General features: G+C 48.2%; 11 protein-coding genes. 8 read left to right on the forward strand and 3 right to left on the reverse strand.

Annotation, left to right across the window (positions count from 1 at the left end; all coding sequences use genetic code 11):
• The first annotated feature begins 8 nt into the window (after positions 1-8).
• From DXT99_RS05655 to DXT99_RS05690, 8 genes are all read left to right on the forward strand, one after another.
• Positions 9-1,670 (forward strand): RagB/SusD family nutrient uptake outer membrane protein, encoded by a 1,662-nt coding sequence (locus DXT99_RS05655; protein ID WP_115564565.1) that lies wholly within the window; start codon positions 9-11, stop codon positions 1,668-1,670.
• Positions 1,671-1,703: 33 nt separating this feature from the next.
• The gene (locus DXT99_RS05660) at positions 1,704-2,864 is read left to right on the forward strand and encodes a glycan-binding surface protein (RefSeq protein WP_147294174.1); all 1,161 of its coding nucleotides are present in this window, start codon (positions 1,704-1,706) and stop codon (positions 2,862-2,864) included.
• A gap of 24 nt (positions 2,865-2,888) precedes the next feature.
• A complete protein-coding gene (locus tag DXT99_RS05665) occupies positions 2,889-4,961 on the forward strand; it encodes an IPT/TIG domain-containing protein (protein ID WP_115564567.1) in 2,073 nt (690 codons plus the stop codon).
• Positions 4,962-5,335: 374 nt separating this feature from the next.
• Positions 5,336-7,003: a glycosyl hydrolase gene (locus DXT99_RS05670; RefSeq protein ID WP_181885039.1), complete on the forward strand. Its 1,668-nt coding sequence runs from the start codon at positions 5,336-5,338 to the stop codon at positions 7,001-7,003.
• A gap of 163 nt (positions 7,004-7,166) precedes the next feature.
• A complete protein-coding gene (locus DXT99_RS05675; RefSeq protein ID WP_181885040.1) occupies positions 7,167-9,578 on the forward strand; it encodes a T9SS type A sorting domain-containing protein in 2,412 nt (803 codons plus the stop codon).
• Positions 9,579-9,739: 161 nt separating this feature from the next.
• Positions 9,740-13,099: a VCBS repeat-containing protein gene (locus tag DXT99_RS05680; protein ID WP_115564570.1), complete on the forward strand. Its 3,360-nt coding sequence runs from the start codon at positions 9,740-9,742 to the stop codon at positions 13,097-13,099.
• A 2-nt stretch (positions 13,100-13,101) separates the two neighbouring features.
• On the forward strand, positions 13,102-14,451 hold the full coding sequence (locus DXT99_RS05685) for a vanadium-dependent haloperoxidase (RefSeq protein ID WP_115564571.1): 1,350 nt from the start codon (positions 13,102-13,104) through the stop codon (positions 14,449-14,451).
• A 474-nt stretch (positions 14,452-14,925) separates the two neighbouring features.
• Positions 14,926-16,635: a glycoside hydrolase family 9 protein gene (locus tag DXT99_RS05690; protein WP_115564572.1), complete on the forward strand. Its 1,710-nt coding sequence runs from the start codon at positions 14,926-14,928 to the stop codon at positions 16,633-16,635.
• Between the two features lie 390 nt (positions 16,636-17,025).
• Here the strand turns inward: DXT99_RS05690 and DXT99_RS05695 are convergent, their stop codons facing one another.
• The 3 genes from DXT99_RS05695 to DXT99_RS05705 form a co-directional block, all read right to left on the reverse strand.
• Complete coding sequence (locus DXT99_RS05695; protein ID WP_115564573.1) at positions 17,026-17,646, reverse strand: DUF3347 domain-containing protein; 621 nt, start codon at positions 17,644-17,646, stop codon at positions 17,026-17,028.
• A gap of 56 nt (positions 17,647-17,702) precedes the next feature.
• Positions 17,703-17,900, reverse strand: coding sequence for a hypothetical protein (locus DXT99_RS05700; RefSeq protein WP_115564574.1), 198 nt, complete (start codon positions 17,898-17,900; stop codon positions 17,703-17,705).
• A gap of 171 nt (positions 17,901-18,071) precedes the next feature.
• Positions 18,072-19,847 (reverse strand): efflux RND transporter periplasmic adaptor subunit, encoded by a 1,776-nt coding sequence (locus tag DXT99_RS05705; protein ID WP_115564575.1) that lies wholly within the window; start codon positions 19,845-19,847, stop codon positions 18,072-18,074.
• Between the last annotated feature and the right edge of the window lie 11 nt (positions 19,848-19,858).

Here is a 19,858-nt window from a genome sequence, read left to right on the forward strand (position 1 = left end):
CAATCAAAATGAAAAATAAATATTTATTTATAGGCGGGTTCCTGGCATTGTCTGTATTCTCAGGCTGTGAGAGCGAGTTTCTCGAAAGGCCCCCACAAGACACATTGGTGGATGCGAACTTTTTTCAAACAAATGAGCAGCTTTTAGCCGCTTCAGCGCCGCTGTATAGTGTAGTTTGGAAGGACTATGTGGATAAAGCCTACTGGGCACTGGGTGATATAAGAGCTGGAACGCTTTTCCGGGCCTGGGGTAACAGAGACCACGTACTATTCAACACCACAGAAGTTTCGAGTGAAAATGCTGAAGCCTACCGCGCTTTCTATATTGTGATAGGACAGGCTAATTCGCTTATCCAGAATGTGAACCGATATGCAGGAGCAGACACAAGTCCGGAAATAAGGAACCAGGTGATTGCCGAAGCAAGATTTATGCGGGCTACTGCGTACGCTTTCCTTGTAATGAATTATGGTGCAGTTCCGATTATTGAAAACAACCTGGATCTGTTAAATAATGCGGAGGTAACCCGTAATACAGTAGAAACAGTTTGGGAGTTTATTACAAGAGACTACCTGTTTGCTGCTGAGAACTTACCAGCGACTCCTGGTCAGCCAGGAAGGATAACCCGATGGTCGGCCGAAGGAATGCTGGCCAGAACTTACCTGAATAGAGCCGGAGTAGGTGGAACAAGAAACCAGGAATACCTGGATTTGGCGAAGCAATACTCCGAAAGAGTAATCCAAAGCAATGCTTACAGCCTATTACCTGACTACGCTAATCTGTTCAGATACCCTTATGATAACAATGCGGAATCCATGTTTGAGCAGCAGTGGGTTTTCACAACTGACTATGGGTATGCGAATACAATGGTTTCTCAGCTAACCTACAGCAATGATATTGCCAACGGTGATGGCTGGGGAGGTGACCTTAGCGCATCCTGGTGGATGCTGAGCCAGTATGATGGCCTGATGGAAGACGGTTTCACAAATGACAGACGCCTGAAAGCTACCTTCATGTTACCGGGTTTCCATTATCCGGAAATATCCCAGACAGTTAGAGATGCTGATGGTACTGAAAGAATGCAGGAGTTGATTTTCCCGGCACCAGCACCAGACGGAGACGCGAGCTTTGCCAATGTGAAGAAATATGTAGTTGGAAAATCAGAAGACGTTGGTGGGCAGTCAATCACGCAGCGATACCCTAACAACACCTATATGTTAAGGTTCGCGGAGATGTTCCTGATTTATGCAGAAGCATCCCTTGGCGCTGATGGATCTACTAATGATGCGCAGGCACTAGCGTATTTCAACACGATTCGCGCAAGAGCTGGAGTTCCTCCTCTTGATGGACCGATTACCTGGGACGATATTTATTCAGAGCGCGTGAAGGAGTTTGCAGTGGAGGGATTAGCTTGGTATGACTTAGTGCGCCTGCACTACTACAACCCGCAGCACGCTTATGATATTGTCAATAGCCAGGACCGCGGTCTTTTTGTAGTTCATCCAAATCGCATGCCGAACCCGTCTTCCTGGGAGTTTGCCAAAACAGAGTGGTTTGAAGAAAGAACGGCTACCGCTAATTCAGGAAACTTCGAGCTTCCGATACCGGCAGCAGAAGCAAGCCAGGCACCAGGACTGAGAGCAGAGCCTATTCCTTATATTTTTGGTGGTTAGTATCAACATCATTCATTGTAGAAAAAGATATTTATGAAATTTAATTTGAAATCGTTGTTATTCCTCTTCTTCGCGTTTGCGACGGCAGGAATGTTTACAAGCTGTTCGGATGATGATGACAATCTCCCGAGCGGCGGTACACCTAGGGTGGATTACATCAGGGTTACCAGACCTGAAGCATCAGACTCCCTAATTGCAATGGCAGGCCAGGGAGCTATGATTGCCATTGTTGGTCAGAATTTAGGAGATGCGCGTGAGATTTGGTTTAATGATCAACCCGGTGCCTTATCACCTACCTTCGTTACCAATAACTCTATCATCACCAGAGTTCCTACAGAAATACCGCTGGAGATCAATAACCAGATGAAACTGGTTTTCGCGAATGGTGATTCTTTGCTACATGATTTTGTAGTAGATATCAGCGAACCAATGCTTTCCGGTATGCTGAGTGAGTATGTGAACACAGGCGATGTAGCCGTGATTGTTGGTAACTACTTCTACGAACCCGTTACTGTGACTTTCACAGGAGGCGTAGAAGGCGAAGTGATCTCTGTAGATGATGATGTGATTGAAGTAAGAGTACCGGAAGGCGCTGAGCCAGGACCGATTACTGTGGCAACCAATTTCGGTGAGACAGAGTCTGAATTCTGGTTCCGTGATAACAGAAACATCATTGCAAGCTTTGATGAAACAACGGAAGGCTTATGGCACGGACCGGATTATATTAAAGCAGATGATCCTGTTATCCCTAACATCAGCGGTAACTTTATCCGAGTTAATCGCCAGTTAGGAGCATGGGCCTGGTTCGAAATGTACGTGGGTGGTGCAGACTCCGATATAGCTTTAGAAACAAGAAATATTCCGCAGGCAGCTTTTGCAAACCCTTCGGACTATGTCATTAAAATGGAAATCAACACATTAGCTCCTTTAACAGGTGCAAACATCAGAATGTACATGGGCCAGGACGTAGGGGGCGAGCGAGGTGAAACCTATTATAACTGGACACCTAACATAGACACAAATGGAGAATGGGAAACTATCACTATTCCATGGGAAGAATTCTATGCTGATAATGCTGAGTTTGCATACAACCCGAACGGGTATGGCGTGTCTTTCCACTTTAGTGGTCCGCTTGCAGTGGAAGCGAATTTTGCGATAGATAATATGCGGGTAGTACCTAAAGCGAATAATTAATTCTTATAAAATATATATATATGTATGAAGAATTTTTATAATACAAGGCTACTCTTGCTTATCTGCCTGGTGCTGTCGATTGGGTTTATAACCTCATGCGATGACGATGATGATGTTGATCCAACATCAGGGCAGGTGCAGTTGCTAAGCTTTGGCCCTACCGGTGTGCAACATGGAGACGAGATTCGGTTTTTTGGTCGAAATCTGAACCGTGTAGAGGCTATTGAAATGGCTGGCGCTACCGTTACAAGAGCGGATTTTATTGAGCAGACAACAGAACTCATCAGGCTCATGGTGCCTGATGAGGCCATGGAAGGATTAGTTACGCTTAGACTTGATAATGGCGAAGAGGTTGTTTCCAAAACGATCTTGAGTTTCAATGTTCCAATCACCATCACTTCTGTTACCGAAGAAGCAAGACCTGGTGCTAACATCACCATAACCGGTACTAGGCTTGATTGGGTGGAAGGTGTCGTGTTTGACAGAGACACAGTAGACGAGTTTGTCAGCCAGACAGCCTCTGAACTGGTACTACAGGTTCCAATGACTGCAAGCACCGGAACACTGTTCCTTCTAGGTGGCGGAACAGAGCCAATGTCTATTGAAACGGAGAACGAACTGGTAGTAACATTGCCTCAGGTAACGGCTTTACCTACAACGCCTTTCAATACCGGTTCAAACCTGACCATTACAGGTACTAATCTGGATCTTGTAAAAGCAATCATGTTTACAGGCGTAGGCGAAGCCGTAGTAACTGAATTTGTAAGCCAAACGCCTACTCAGATTGTCGCGCAGATACCAGCCAATGCGGCTACGGGTCCTCTTACGCTAGTGGCATTATCTGACGTGGAGGTAGAAACGACACAAGAGATAACCGTTGTTTTACCTGCGGTAACAGCATTGTCTCCTAGTGCTGTCCGACATGGACAGAACCTGACTATCACGGGTACAAACCTTAACCTCGTAGAGGAGATCCAATTTACAGGAGTAGGTGAAGCCAATGTAAGTGAATTTGTAAGTCAGTCTGCCACACAAATCGTGGTAGAAGTGCCCGGTAATGCATCAACCGGTACATTAACGATGGTGACAAGTTCAGGTGTAGAGGTTGAAACCACGCAAGAGGTGAATATTTCTCTACCGACTATCACTTCGCTATCACCAAGCCAGATAGATCCGGGGCAGAACTTGACCATCAACGGAACAAACCTTGATCTTGTTGAGATGATCGAGTTCCAGGGCGGTGCTGAGGTAACTTCGTTTGTTAGCCAGTCAGCAACGCGCATTGTTGTACAGGTTCCGATGGATGCCCAAAGAGGAGCTTTGACATTGACCACTAACACAGACTACGTGGTAGAAACAGAAGCTGAGGTTAATATCATACTACCTGCTATAACAAGCTTATCGCCTGAACCAGTAGCTCACGGCAGCTATCTTACTATCACAGGTACTGAACTGAACCAGGTAGAGACCGTTGTATTCGATGGAGGTGTAGAAGTTTCTGATTTTGTAGCGCAGAATGACAACCAGATTGTGCTCACAGTTCCTGCTGGTGCTCAGGCAGGCGAGTTGATCTTCATCACGCATTCTGGCTTCGAAGTATCTACTGGAGTAGAGGCACAAGTTGGTGGCCCAGGTCCTGACATTGACTACTACATATATGATAATGCCCTGCGTACAAACCCTGCTACTGGTGATGCAGAATGGCAACAGTGGGGTGGTTGGGAAACTGAATCCCAGGATCTTGCTAATACAGAACACCCAAACAGAGGCCCTAGAGCTATCAAAGTAGTGTATAGCGGTGAATATGGTGCTCTTCAGTTGCATCCGATAGATGCCGATGTGTTAGAAGGCTATTCAACTTTAGTACTTTATGTACGTGGGTCAGTTAACAGCACACTTGCTGTTCAGGTTAAAAATGGTGATGGTGACAATTCTGAAGATGTTCCTTTTGATGTTACAGCTGGAGAGTACACGCTGGTTGAGATACCTCTCAGTTCTTTAGGTGACCTTTCCAGCGGAATAACAGAATTCATGATCAAAAACTACGGAACACTACCAAATACTGTCTATATCGATGATATTGGATTACGTGAGTAAGACTTCGGTTACTAAAAAAAGGAAGAGCAGCAATGCTCTTCCTTTTTTTTTTACCATCATTGATTCGCAAAAGAATCTTCCATAATATAATACCCATATCGATTGGTTTATGCGCAGTACATTTTGCCTGACTGCAGATTCCCCTCCTGGGGGTAGGGGCCCTCTTGGAGGGGCAGGAGTGGGTTCTGCAGAACAGCTTCGTGCGCAGTATTCTGGTGATAATGGTATAAGTTGATTTGGTCAATGAAATGATATTAACGCATCAGTAAGCATGGCAAACAAATATATACCTTTGTTAAGTTATTTTAATGATAAACTTTGGATAAGAGAGAAGCTCGCTTATTAAATATATTTTTAAAATGTGAATGGTGCGAATGGATAAAACCTTTACTATACTTTTGGGCTTGCTTGTCGCGAGCCTGTTCACTTCCAAAGTGTTAGCCCAGAAATATGAAGCCGAAAACGCGACACTTGCCGGAGGAGCATCGAAAATAGCATGTGCAGGCTGCTCTGGAGGTAGTGCCGTGGCGCAGGGAGAGGGTAACCTTACTTTCACGGTGACCATTCCAACAGAAGGTTTCTACAATATCTATATCAAAGCGGCTGCTCCATCAGGCGATAAAATAAACAAGCTTGAAATAGGAGGGAACACCTTAGACTTTTCGCTGAAACAAAACAACCAGTATACCACCCATAAGCTAGTCAGCGCCCAGAAACAGGCTGCCGGCCAGCACCAGGTGAAAATTTCCAAATCCTGGGGTTGGATTGACATTGACTACATCGAGTTTGAAAGCGTGGACGGAACAGACAGGTTTGATTTGAACCAGACCCTCGTTACTCCAAATCCCACCAAAGAGGCAACAGCCCTATATAATTTTCTGCTGGACAATTACGGAGACAAGATCATCTCCGGAGTGATGACCTTAAATAGTTTTGATGAGTCAGAATGGCTAAAGGAAAACACCGGAAAAGAACCCGCCTTGCTTGGAATCGACTTCATGCACAGTGGCCGGGACTATGATTGGTACGATGATGAAACTCCTATTAATGACGCTAAAACCTGGTACAGCAGAAACGGCATACCCGCCTTAATGTGGCACTGGCGTGATCCTTCCCGTACCACTGAAGAATTCTATACCAGAACTAACACTAAGCCAGAAGGTACTACATTTGATATTTCCAGAATCTCTGACCCGACCTCAGCAGAATATACTGCCATGCTGGCTGACATTGATTATGTAGCAGGCATGCTGAAAGAACTGCAGGACCAGAATGTACCCGTAATATGGAGGCCTTTGCATGAAGCGGCAGGTGGCTGGTTCTGGTGGGGAGCCAAAGGTCCTGCGCCATTAAAAGCGCTGTGGCACCTGATGTATGACCGCATAGTAAACCACCACGGCTTGCGCAACCTGATTTGGGTATGGACAAGGGAGCCCGACGATGATGCCTGGTACCCTGGTGACGAGTATGTGGATATAGTAGGGCGTGACATTTACAAAGACGGAGATCATGGCTCTCAGACGCTGGAGTTTAGCGACATGAACAGCCGGTACGGCGGCAAAAAAATGCTGACTCTGAGCGAGGTAGGCTCTTTCCCGGATGTTGACAATCTTGTAAGCGACGGAGCCGCCTGGTCCTGGTATATGCCCTGGTATGGTGGGTACACCCGCGATAGCAAGTATAATTCTCTTGCCCTGTGGAGAAAGATGTTTGCGCATGAGTATGTGATTACGCTCGACGAAATGCCGCAGCTAAGCACATACGAAAGGCAAGACCCGGTAACTGAACCAACAGGCTTGTGGAACAGCCAAAAAGAGAAACCGGCTTTTGTGGCTTATCCAACCATGGTGGTGAGAGATTTAGTCATCAGCAGCGAGAGGAGAATGAAAACTGTTACTGTTTATAATGCGCAGGGAAAGTTGGTGAAGAAACAAAACATAGGCGGAACAACTGCTACCGTATCTTTCACGGACCTCGCTCCGGGATTATACCTAGTGAAAACAAATTTGAATGGAGCAGCAGTGAGAATTATAAAGAAATAGCCGCTGCTAATAATCTGCAGAAGGCGCAGCTATCAACTCTTTTCAACAGCATAATAATTGTGTTAAAAAAGCAGCACCCTCTCCAGTGCCACCTCGCTTTCGGAGGGGGCTTTTTAATACAGCCCGAACTGTATATGTCTCTAATTTCCTAACAATGCTTAATATGAAGAAACGCTACTTCCTTACTTTACTTTTATCTTTTGTTTGTATCATAATGCAACAGCATGCCTGGGCGCAGGCCTTAGGGGAATATACTTGGAAGAATGTGCAGATACAGGGAGGAGGTTTTGTAACGGGTATCATATACAACCCATCAGAAAGAAATTTAGTGTATGCGCGAACGGATGTAGGAGGTGCTTACCGGTGGAGCGAAACAAACAAAAACTGGATACCACTCACAGACCATCTGGGGCGGGACGAAGAAAACTACACGGGTATTCTTAGTTTAGCAACTGACCCTTCAGACCCTAATAACGTCTACCTTGCCACCGGGCTATATACCCAGTCGTGGGCGGGTGCGGGAGCAATACTAGCCTCAGCCGATAAGGGAAATACCTGGACAAAGACAGAACTGCCTATCAAGTTAGGCGGCAACGAAGATGGCCGGTCAGCAGGAGAACGGCTGATGGTAGACCCGAACCTTGGCAGTGTGCTTTACCTGGGGTCCAGCACCGATGGCCTCTGGAAAAGCACCGACAGCGGAGGAAACTGGAGCAAAGTGAACAGCTTTCCGGTAGAAAGCTCTCCCATAGCATCAGGTGGGATTTCATTTGTACTGTTTGATGAAGCCAGCGGAACAACAGGAGAGCTTACGCCTACTATCTATGTAGGCGTGCTGCAAACAGGAACCAACCTCTACAAGAGCACAGACGGAGGCAGTACCTGGCAAGCCATCGCGGATACTTCAATCAACTACATGCCGCACCAGGCTGCCCTGGCTGCAGATGGTACTTTGTACATTACTTACTCAAACGGTCCGGGGCCTAACAATGTAACGGCAGGAGCAGTCTGGAAACTGGATGCAGCAACAGGCCAATGGACTAATATCAACCCACCGGCAGGCCAGGGTGGTTATGCCGGTCTGTCACTCGACCCAAAGCAGTCGGGTACACTTATCGTTTCTACTATAGGCAGGTGGTGGCCCCGTGATGAGGTGTTTTATTCCAGCAATGGCGGAGCAAACTGGACAGCTCTTTTAAATGAAGCCACTTTCGACCATTCGCTGGCTCCTTATGCTGCCGCTTCCACGCCGCACTGGATAGGTGACGTTGAAATTGACCCCTTTCATTCAGACAATGCCTGGTTCACCACAGGTTATGGCGTGTACAACAGCAACAACCTTTCTGCTGCCGAAAGTAACAGCCCAGCCAAATGGATGTTCCAGAACCAGGGGCTGGAGGAAACAGTACCGCTACAGCTTATCAGCCCGCCTTCCGGTGCTCCTTTAGTCAGTGCTTTAGGCGACATAGACGGCTTCCGGCACGAAAACCTGGAGGCTTCTCCTGCTGCCGGTCGTTTGTCACCTACCTATGGCACCAACACAAGCATCGACTTTGCAGAGAACAAGCCTGCCTTTATGGCGCGAACACACTATAACGCGGATGGCAGGTTTGGAGCATACTCCACCGATGGCGGCGGCACCTGGACAGCCTTTGCCAGTGCTCCAGCAGGCACTACCGGAGGGGGCACGATTGCTGTTTCTGCGGATGGCACCACACTTGTTTGGGCTCCCGCCGGAGCATCAGGAGTATTCTATTCCCGAAATAATGGCGGCAGCTGGACCGGCGCGACTGGCATATCAAAAGGAGGCTTGAAACCTGTGGCAGACCGTGTGAACGCTAAGAAGTTTTATGTGTATGATGTCGAGGCAGGTCGGGTTATGTTGAGTACCAATGGAGGAACATCCTTTTCCGCAGCAGCTACAGGTCTGCCTACTGTGCCAGATTGGCAGCTTTGGGCCGCAAACCTGGAAGCCGTATTTGGCGTGGAAGGGGAGCTTTGGCTAACGAATCCGAATGGCGGCCTTTACCGCTCCACCAACTCCGGAGGCACTTTTCTGAGGCAATTTAATGTACAGGAAGCAGTAAAAGTAGGATTCGGTAAAGCGGCACCCGGCGAAACCTATCCGGCAGTATATATAGCCGGCAATGTTAATGATGAAAGCGGTTTCTTCCGCTCCGACGATGCCGGGGCTACCTGGGTGAGAGTAAATGATGAGCAGCACCAGTTCGGCGGCGTGAACGACATAACCGGAGACCCCCGCGTATTCGGACGGGTGTATGTAGCCACAAGTGGCAGAGGCATCGTGTATGGAGATATTCCGGGTATTGTGAATGGGATAGAAGATGAGCAGAAAATCTCCTTCACTTACTTTCCAAACCCTTTCAGCACGACTTTACAACTAGAAGCTGATGCGCCCTTTACTTACACTATCGTGAATATGCTGGGAGTGCAGGTAGCGAAGGGGCAATGCAGCGGCAAATGTGCTATTGGCGCCAACCTGGAGGCTGGAATCTATATTCTGACGGTAAAACAAAGAGAAAAGGTACAGTCTGTAAAGATTCTGAAGTACTAAAGTTGCGGGTGGCATTTATTTAATCTATAGATGAGTTATTACTTGCATTGGATTTAAAATCTAGCTTTCTGTGTTAGAGTACTTAGTACAGTAAGGCTTACATGCATGTTTGTTGCAGGTATGTACAACTTTACTTAATTTAGTTGCCATCATCTATCAGCATGCAGTTTTTAAAAAAGTCCCGTCTTTTCCGTCTTTTCGTGCTTACTGCTTTTTTTGCAGGTTGCCAGGAGAAAGATGCTAAAGTTGAAACAAGTGCATCGCAGGAAAAGCAGGTTCCCGCCGAGACGCTGTTTTCTTTGTTGCCAGCAGCGCAAACCAACATCAGTTTCAGCAATACCATACAGGAAAATCCCTATGGAAATATTTTAGCTTACCAGTACTTCTACAACGGGGGCGGTGTTGCTGTTGGTGATATCAACAACGATGGTCTGCAGGATATCTATTTCTCCGGAAACATGGTTACCAACCGCCTGTATCTGAACAAGGGCAACATGCAGTTCGAGGACATCTCAGTGCAGGCTGGCGTGGCTGGCAGACCGAACAACTGGAAAACAGGTGTGTCTATGGCCGATGTAAACGGAGACGGCCTTCTGGATATGTATCTCTGCTATTCCGGAAACATGCCTCCTGAGGCCCGGGCAAATCAGCTCTTCATTAACCAGGGGCCAGATGCCAACGGTGTTCCCAAGTTTAAAGAGCAGGCAAAGGAGCTTGGCCTTGCCGATGCCTCTTTCAGCACAAGCGCTTCTTTCTTTGATTACGACCGGGATGGCGACCTGGACATGTTCCTGCTCAACCACAACCCCATTACTTTCAACAACCTGGATGATATTGCAATAAAGGAGATTCAGAAAAAGACGGAGCCGGAAATGCGGGTAAAGCTGTTCCGGAACGATGGTGGCAAGTTCGCTGATGTGTCTGATAAAGCAGGTTTCGCTGGCTCTGCATTTACGTATGGGCTTGGAGCTGGTGTAGCGGATATTAACAACGACGGCTGGCTGGACATATACATTTCGAACGATTACTCTGCGCCGGACTACCTTTATATCAATAACGGCAACGGCACTTTCACTGATAAAATCAACCAAAGCATCGGGCACATCTCCCTGTATTCTATGGGAAATGATGTAGCAGACATCAACAACGATGGCCTGCTGGATGTGTATACCCTCGACATGCTGCCAGAGGATAACCGAAGGCAGAAGCTGTTGTTCTCGCCGGATAACTACGAGTACTTCGACCTTTTTGTGCGGGCAGGATTTAATCCCCAGTACATGCGCAACATGTTGCATGTTAATAACGGAGATGGCACTTTCAGCGAAGTAGGACAGTTGGCAGGTATCTCGAATACCGACTGGAGTTGGGCACCGCTGTTTGCCGATTACGATAACGACGGCTGGAAAGACCTCTTTGTGTCGAACGGCTTCCTGCGCGACTTTACCAACTTGGACTTTATTAAATACAGAAGTTCCTACTTCCAGAGTGCAGGCGGCAGGGGAGGCCCGAAGGCTATTCTGGACCTGGTAAATAAGATACCTGCCTCCAATGTGAACAACTACATTTATAAGAATAACGGTGACCTGACCTTCACTAACAAAGGTGTGGACTGGGGAGTGAACATTGCCTCTAACAGCAACGGTGCCTCCTATGCTGACCTGGATAATGACGGTGACCTGGACCTGGTGGTCAACAACATCAACAAACCTGCTTTTATTTACCAGAATAAAGCCGATAAGCAGCTGAACCACAAGTACCTGCAGGTAAAGCTACAGGGAGACAATAAGAACACGCAGGGTGTTGGCGCGAAAGTACTGCTGTATAAAGATGGTATGCAGCAGTACCAGGAGCAAATGCCTTCACGAGGGTATCAGTCAAACGTATCGCCGGTGCTGCACTTCGGTGTAGGCGAAGCAGCTACAGTCGACTCGCTGCGTGTGGTGTGGCAGAGCGGGAAGCAGCAGGTGCTGCGCGATGTAAAGGCAAACCAGGTGCTCGTGCTAGAGGAGAAAGAGGCTACTTCCACGTACCGTTACCCTAAAGCTAAAACGACTTCTGCTTTAGAGCCAATCAAATCGCCGGTGTCGTTCACACACCAGAAAAACACTGTAAATGATTTCAAACGTCAGCCGCTGCTGGTGAACCCAATGTCTTTCTCAGGCCCGGCTCTTGTAAAAGCGGATGTAAACGGCGATGGCCTGGAGGATGTTTTTGTGGGAGGTGGAGCAGGACAGGCAGGGGCATTTTACCTGCAGCAAAAAGGCGGACGGTTTGCCGCTAAGGCTTCAGCAGCTTTTGAGGATGATAAGTTGAGCGAAGACGTAGATGCCCTATTCTTTGATGCAAACGGTGACGGGAATGTGGATTTATACGTCAGCAGCGGGGGCTATGGCAATTTTGCACCCGAAGACCCTCTGCTGCAGGACCGCCTATACCTGAACGATGGGAAAGGCAACTTTACTAAAAATGCCGCTGCCTTACCTAAGATGCTGACCAGTAGCAGTAGTGCTCGTTCCGCAGACATCAATGGCGACGGGCACCTGGATTTGTTTGTAGGAGGCCGGGTTATTCCCGGTCGTTATCCGGAGCTGCCAAGAAGCTATGTGCTGCTGAACGACGGCACCGGCAGGTTTAAAGATGCGACCGCCACCGTAGCACCCGCTTTACAGCAGATAGGCATGGTATCGGATGCTGCCTGGCATGACCTGGATGGCGACAACAAGCCTGAACTGGTGATAGTAGGAGAGTGGATGCCGGTAACTGTGTTCAAAAACACCAACGGAAAATTAAGCGATGCCACCGGTACTTATTTTAGCAGAAACTACAGTGGCTGGTGGAATAAACTGGTGATTGAAGATTTTAACCAGGATGGAAAACCGGACCTGATGGTAGGGAACATGGGGTTGAATTCACAGGTAAAAGCTTCCGAAAATCAGCTGGCAGAGCTATATTACAAGGATTTCGACGACAATGGTTCTGTGGACCCTATCCTGACGTTCCACATCAAAGGGCAGAGCTACCCCTATGTAACTCGCGATGAGCTGCAGGAGCAGGTGAGCATGATGCGCACGCGTTTCGCAAGCTACGAGAGCTACGCCGATGCGACACTGCGGGATATCTTTACGCCGGAGGAACTTAAAGGGGCAAAACAACTGTCTGCTAATTACTTACAAACTGCTTACTTTGAAAGCAGTGCAGGTGGAAAGTTCATTCAAAGGCCCCTGCCGATAGAAGCACAGTTTGCACCAATCTACGCCATCAGCCCGGTTGATTTTAACAAGGATGGGAAACTGGATGTGTTGATGGCTGGAAATATGAACCAGGCTCGTCTGCGGTTCGGGAAGTATGATGCCAGCTATGGTGTGCTATTGCAAGGAGACGGTAAAGGCAACTTCACTTATGTGCCGCAGCATAAATCGGGCCTGCAGGTAAAGGGGGATGTCAGAAGTATACTTACTGTTAATAATTTGGTCTTATTCGGAGTGAATCAGCAGGATATAAAGGCATACAAAATCAAGTAACTATGAGAAAACTACTGCCCTTCATTTTTATTCTGATGCTGATGTTTGGTTGTAAAGAGCAGGAGGAGCAACCGCTTTCCTTCAGCAGCCAGGACATCAGTGAAGTTATCGCTGAAATGACGGACATCATGGTAAACGATGTCACCAACCCTCCATTGGCGGCACGCTTTTTCTCTTATGCTACGCTGGCGGGTTACGAGGTGATGGCTCAGAACGATAGCAGCCGCCAAAGCATGTACGGCGTCCTGAATGAATATCCTAAAATAGAGAAGCCTGCCGGGCTAACGGGATACTCTCCTGAGCTAAGCGCACTACTGGCGATGATGGAGACAGCCAAAAAAATGCAGCCTTCCGGTGCACTGCTGGATGCCTACGAGCAGCAGTTTCTTGATTCTTTACGGAACGCAGGTGTTTCTGTGGAGGTAGTTACAAATTCGCTTGCCTATGCGCAGGCGGTAAGTATAGATATTCTGGCCTATGCCAAAGCAGATAAATACAACCGCATCAGCAACTATGCCCGTTATTCTCCATCAGAGGTAGAAGGCACCTGGCATCCTACGCCTCCCGGCTTTTTTGCACCTGTGGAGCCTTATTTCAACACGATTCGCTCTTTCACCCTCGATACCTGTGCTCAGTTTCAGCCGATACCTCCTGTCGCTTTTTCAAAAGATAAGAGCTCTGAATTTTATACAATGCTGCAGCAGTGCCAGCAAAAAAGTGCCGATAACCTGACAGAAGAGGAGAAAAACATCGCCGCTTTCTGGGACTGCAATCCCTTTGCCTTGCAGGATAACGGACACCTGATGGTGGGCATGAAAAAGATATCTCCTGGTGCACACTGGTTGGGCATCACCGGTATTGCCTGCAAGCAGGCAAACAAAAGCTTTTCTGAGGCCATGGAAATTAATACCATGGTGTCGGTTTCCCTGATGGATGGCTTTATCTCCTGCTGGGACGAGAAATTCAGAAGTAACCGCATTCGCCCGGAAACAGCCATTCGCAGATACATGGATACCTCCTGGAAGCCTTTTCTGCAAACACCTCCTTTCCCGGAGTACCTGAGCGGTCATTCTACTATCTCTGCAGCTTCGGCCGTAGTGCTGACGCACTACTTCGGCGAAAATTTCAAGTATGCCGATACAGTAGAAGTGCGCTATGGCTTACCGGCGCGTGAATTCCAATCTTTCCAGCAGGCAGCCATCGAAGCCGGAGTCTCCCGATTTTATGGCGGCATACACTTCATGGATGCCATTGACAATGGCCGTACCCAGGGGTTGCAGGTAGGGGAGTGGGTTTTAGGCAAAACAGGAAAGGCACCTGCGGCAGAGAAAGGTGCCATCGTGCAGAAGTAGTTTTTTGATTTGATGCTGCTCTTTAGGACATCTGTGTCCGAAAGCGATCTGCCGGGGGACATCCTTGTCCCCGTACATCACCCTTCTAAATGCGCGACATGGATTTCTGCTGCAGATTAAGTTCTGCACACAGATGTGTCATAATCAACTTTGACTTTCAGTTAAAATGCGCAGCAAGGGCGGCCATGTTTTAGTCTTCATAATTCCCTTTTAAAGGTTTTACAACGAAATTTTCTCTCGAAAACTCTTATTTTCTGTTGCAAATGCAGCACTTTAACACGGCAGGTATGCATCTGAAACATTCTATGCCCTCCTGAACCGGGTACTATGCTTACCTTAGCAGTGTAACAAGTAAGCAATCACACTTATCAGAAAAATATGAACTCAACAACTTTTACAAAAATAGTATGTGGAGTATCTGCGGCGTTTCTTTTTTCATGCTCAACGGCGCAACAGGAAACAGGTACAGTCGCTATGGAGCAGCAACTGTCAGATAGTATACGACTGAACCAGGTTGGCTATTACCCAAATGCTCCTAAAATGGCTGTGGTGGTAGGTGAAGTGGAGGATGGTGAATTCTATGTGAAAACACCTGACCTTCAGAAAACGGTATACACCGGGCAGTTGACAGCCACCAAAGCCGGTGAATTCTCAAACAGACCGACACGAGTAGCTGACTTTTCTGACTTCAAAGAGCCGGGAAGCTACGTGCTGGTGATACCGGGAGTAGGACACTCTTATGAATTTGAGATAGACAGAGACGTGCACAAAGATGTGGCGGCAGCCTCTATCAAAGGATTCTATTACCAGCGTATGTCTACAGACCTCCCGGAGCAATATGCTGGTAAATGGGCCCGCGCGGCAGGTCACCCCGATAACGAGGTGCTGATACATCCTTCTGCAGCTTCGACGCAGCGCCCGGCTGGTTCCGTGATTTCTGCCCCGCGTGGTTGGTATGATGCCGGCGACTATAACAAATACATTGTGAACTCCGGCATCAGCATGGGTACCCTACTATCTGCCTACGAAGACTTCCCGGATTTTTATAAAAACCTGGAACTGAACATCCCCGAAAGTGGTAACAATGTGCCTGATATTCTGGATGAGGCACTTTGGAACCTCCGCTGGATGATGGCCATGCAGGACCCGGAAGACGGAGGGGTGTATAACAAGCTCACAACTCCTTCTTTCGAAGGCATGATAATGCCTGAAGAGGCTGCCAAACCGCGTTATGTGGTGCAGAAAGGCACCGCCGCAACCCTGGATTTTGCCGCTGTAATGGCACAGGCAAGCCGTATCTTCAGTAGCTACGAGAATGAATATCCTGGATTGGCGGACTCTGCGTTGGTGGCCGCGGTAAAAGCATGGAGCTGGGCACAACGGAATCCGAATGTAGACTACGACCAGAATGCCATGAATAAGCAGTTTGAGCCGGAGGTTACGACCGGTGCCTATGGCGATAAGGACTATAGTGATGAGTTTATCTGGGCTGCCGCGGAGTTGTATGTGACCACAAAGCAGGATACGTACTACAATGAAGTAAACATGTTACCTGACAATAAGATGCCGCTGCCGTCGTGGCCGCAGGTGCGCCTGCTGGGTTATTATACCCTGAACCGCTTCAGCAATGAACTCACACCTGCTGCGCAGAAGGACCTGCCGGAAATTAAGAATCGCCTTGTATCTTTTGCTGATGAGTTAATAGATGGAGCAGACACGCGTACCTATAGAACAGTGATGGGTAAAACGGAAGCGGACTATATTTGGGGAAGCAGCTCGGTGGCCGCCAACCAAGGCATCGTACTCATTCAGGCATACCAGCTGACAGATGACAAAAAGTACCTGAACGCAGCACTTTCCAACCTGGATTACCTGTTAGGCCGTAACGCTACCGGTTATTCTTTCCTGACTGGATTTGGTGAGAAGTCAGTGATGAAGCCACACCACAGGCCATCTGTAGCGGACGACATTGAGGAACCTGTTCCAGGCCTACTTTCCGGGGGACCGAACGCCAGAGCCGATAAGCAGGACCAATGCACGACCTACCAGTCTACTTTCGCGGATGAGATGTTTACAGACGATGACTGCTCCTACGCCTCCAACGAAATAGCCATCAACTGGAACGCGCCTTTTGTGTACTTGGCGGGTGCCATAGAGGCCCTGCAGGATAGAGCAGCCTTGTAAGCATCAGAAATAAAAGATAGAGGCCTCACCCGTTCAAGGATGAGGCCTCTATCTTTTATGCCGTAAGCTATTGAATTATACTCATTCACACAAACTCCTTCTATAAAGCTAACACTTATTCTATTTGTGGCACGGAGTGAATGCGTTTCCAGTCTTTGGGTTGAGCGCCTTGTAAATTTCCGGTGCCACGTCAGTGGCAGCCGAAAGGCAGGAAATATACACAGCGCGATGCCCGAAGACGAGGCCTCTCGGCCTAGAGAGCACGGAGCAACATAAATGAAACAATAGGTCTGCTGCCGCTGGATGAAATATCACTACGGCAGCTTAGACAAAATTTCATACTATCAAATTGCTCCTTCTCTATGGAATACAGCTCACGAGAAACGGTACTTAATCTACGTACACTTCTTCTGTACTTCCGCACTTCAGCATTTTCTCGCCGAAGTATGGGTTCCGGATTTCTTCGTTTGCGCTGAGCCAGTAAGCACCCTGGTTATTCAGGGCCATCGGGCAATGCTGGTAGTAGAGTGTTTCGTCGGCAGCATCAAAAGCCTTGGCCATAGCGAAGACAGACTCTGACAGTTGCTCAAAGTTCTCACGCTGCGCCTCCAGATCATTTGCCTGTGCAATCTGGGTGGCGCTGTTCACTACCTGCTCTCTCTTCTCCTCAGCATACGCTTTTTCATCGCCAGTGAGGGTTGCCACCGGCATCGCATGGGCTATTTCCAGTACTTCATTGGCCGATGCTTTGGCGGCATTGGCATCAGAGGCGACTAAAGCATCCTTCATGATCATATACTGGCTTACCAGCTGTGAAATCTGCGTTTTCATCGACTCTGCAACGTTACCATAATCAGGAGTTTCCACTACTACGTTTGTTGCCTGGGCAGCGTCTGTTTGTGTCGCTTCTGTGTTCTGCACTGTTGTTTCTGTCGTTTCAGATGTGTTTTCAGAACAAGAGGAGAATGTGAAAGCAGCTACAACGGCTGCTGCGAAAAGTGTCTTTTTCATTTTTTCTTTTTATAGTTATCTGTTTATTTATTCAGTTTTCAATTGATTCAAGGCTCCTAGTGAGTCATCCCTTCCTCATGCACCTCTTCCTCATGCACCTCTTCCTCATGCATTTCTTCTGAGTGCATTTCATCACTGTGCATCTCTTCATCATGCATTTCTTCATGGTGCTCCGTGTTTGCTGTGTTCTCTTCGGTACATGCCGAAAAGGAGAAAACAGTTACAAGGGCTGCTGCGAAAAGTATCTTTTTCATTGTTGTTGAATAAATGTTTTACTTGTTAATATCAAAGAGTTATCTGTTGTTGCACTATAAGACCAATTGCAAACAGCACGGCAACTTATGCCAGCCATCTCAACCACACCAGGTTTCTGTTTGGAGGCTGTTCGTCCCCGGTTTTGCAACAGTCTCTCATGGTGATATAGTTTAGTGTACGTGGCTCTGTACCGGAGCAGGCTGTTTCTCATTTCCTGAGGCATTCTGGCCTGCGCGGTAGGTCTGCTCCGTTTCGCCGCAAGTTAGCATAGCCTCGCCAAAATATGGGTTTCGTATTTCTTTTTGCTCACTCAGCCAAAAAGCTCCCTGGTCTTCCAGAGCCATCGGGCACTTCTGCTTATAAATTACTTCCTTGTTCGTGCCGAATGTCTCCACAGCATCAATCAGGTGGTCAGAGAGGGGCGAAAAGGCTGTGCGTTGCTTCTCAATTGCTGTGCTTTTCTGAATCGCCTCAGCGCTAGATTTTAAAGCAGGTAACAGTTGCATCCACTTCGCATGGGTACTTCCATCGAGCAGGCTCATGTCTACCTGGTTAAGGGCCTGCAGGAAGTTACCGGCGGCTCTGCGCGCAGCAGGGACATCGGAAGCGACTAAAGCATTTTTCAGGGTATAGTAGTTGTCAACGGTTGCAGTCAGCTGGTTCTGAAAAGCCTCCGGAACTTCCATTGTCTTGTTAGCCGGTGCCGACATCATACTATAGTTACCACTCAGTTGTGCGGCTCCATCCACGGCAAAAACACCATTGGTTACCACCTGCTCCCCTTCGCTCACACCCGATTCTATCAGGTACAGATCGCCTGTGCGTGGCCCTAAGGTTACTTCCCGCATTTCAAATGCAGGCACCTCCCGGTCATTTACCATCACATACACCACAGAGCGTTTGCCCGTCCACAGCACAGCAGTGCGTGGTACGGCCAGGGCATTCTCATCTGTTGCTGTCTGAGCAGAGGTGTTGATGCGGGCGTTCACAAACATGCCGGGCTTTAACTGGTTGTTTGGGTTTGTGACTTCGGCGCGCACCTCTACCGCTCTGGTACTGGCATCCAGCACAGGAGTCACAAACTGCACCCTTGCAGTGAATTCTTTTCCTGGTATACCCTGCACAGTGAAGTTAACTGTTGCGCCTTCTCCTACCCAGGAGAGATCAGTTTCATAAGCATCCAGCACCACCCATACCGAAGACAGATTGGCTACCTCAAAAAGCAGGGAGCCTGTACTAACATAATCTCCTACAGCTACCATCCGCTCTGTTACAACTCCGGAGGCATCCGCATAAATGTCGAAATTCGTGATAAGCTCATTGGCATTTTCGATGCGCTGAATCTGCTGGTCAGACAGGTTCCATAGTTTGAGTTTGGTCTTGGCTGCTTCGTACAGCTCCGGCATCAGGTCTCTTGACGTAGCAGCTTCCTGCAGTTCGCGCTGTGCTGTAATAAGTTCAGGAGAATACACAGAGGCCATACGCTCTCCTTTCCGCACTTCCTGACCCGTAAAGTTCACGTAAAGTCGCTCGATGCGTCCCGGAAATTTCGCCGTGATAGAAGAGACCTGCTGCTCGTTCAACTGCACCGTTCCCGACAGCATCAGTTCATTCTCAGCGCTCGTACTTTGTACCGGTGAAGTCTGGATATTGGAGAGGGCAATTGCCTCGGGTGTCATCTCTAACACGTAAGGGCTGGGCTCTCCGGCGCCACTGCCTCCTGTCGTTACCGGAATCAGATCCATCCCACAGATGGGGCACTTTCCTGGTTCGTTTTGCCTGATCTGCGGGTGCATAGAGCAGGTGTATTCGGTTACGCCTGCTACCTCTCCCGCATGGTCGTGCTCCTGCTCTGCAGGCCTGCCTCCGAAGAGGAGCCAGCCCAGTAGCAGGCCACCCAGCGCGACCAGTATGTATGTCGTATATCTCTTGTTTCTTGGTTTCATATGTTTATCTG

Origin of the sequence: Pontibacter diazotrophicus (genome assembly GCF_003367245.1) — a bacterium.
Taxonomy (GTDB): domain Bacteria; phylum Bacteroidota; class Bacteroidia; order Cytophagales; family Hymenobacteraceae; genus Pontibacter; species Pontibacter diazotrophicus.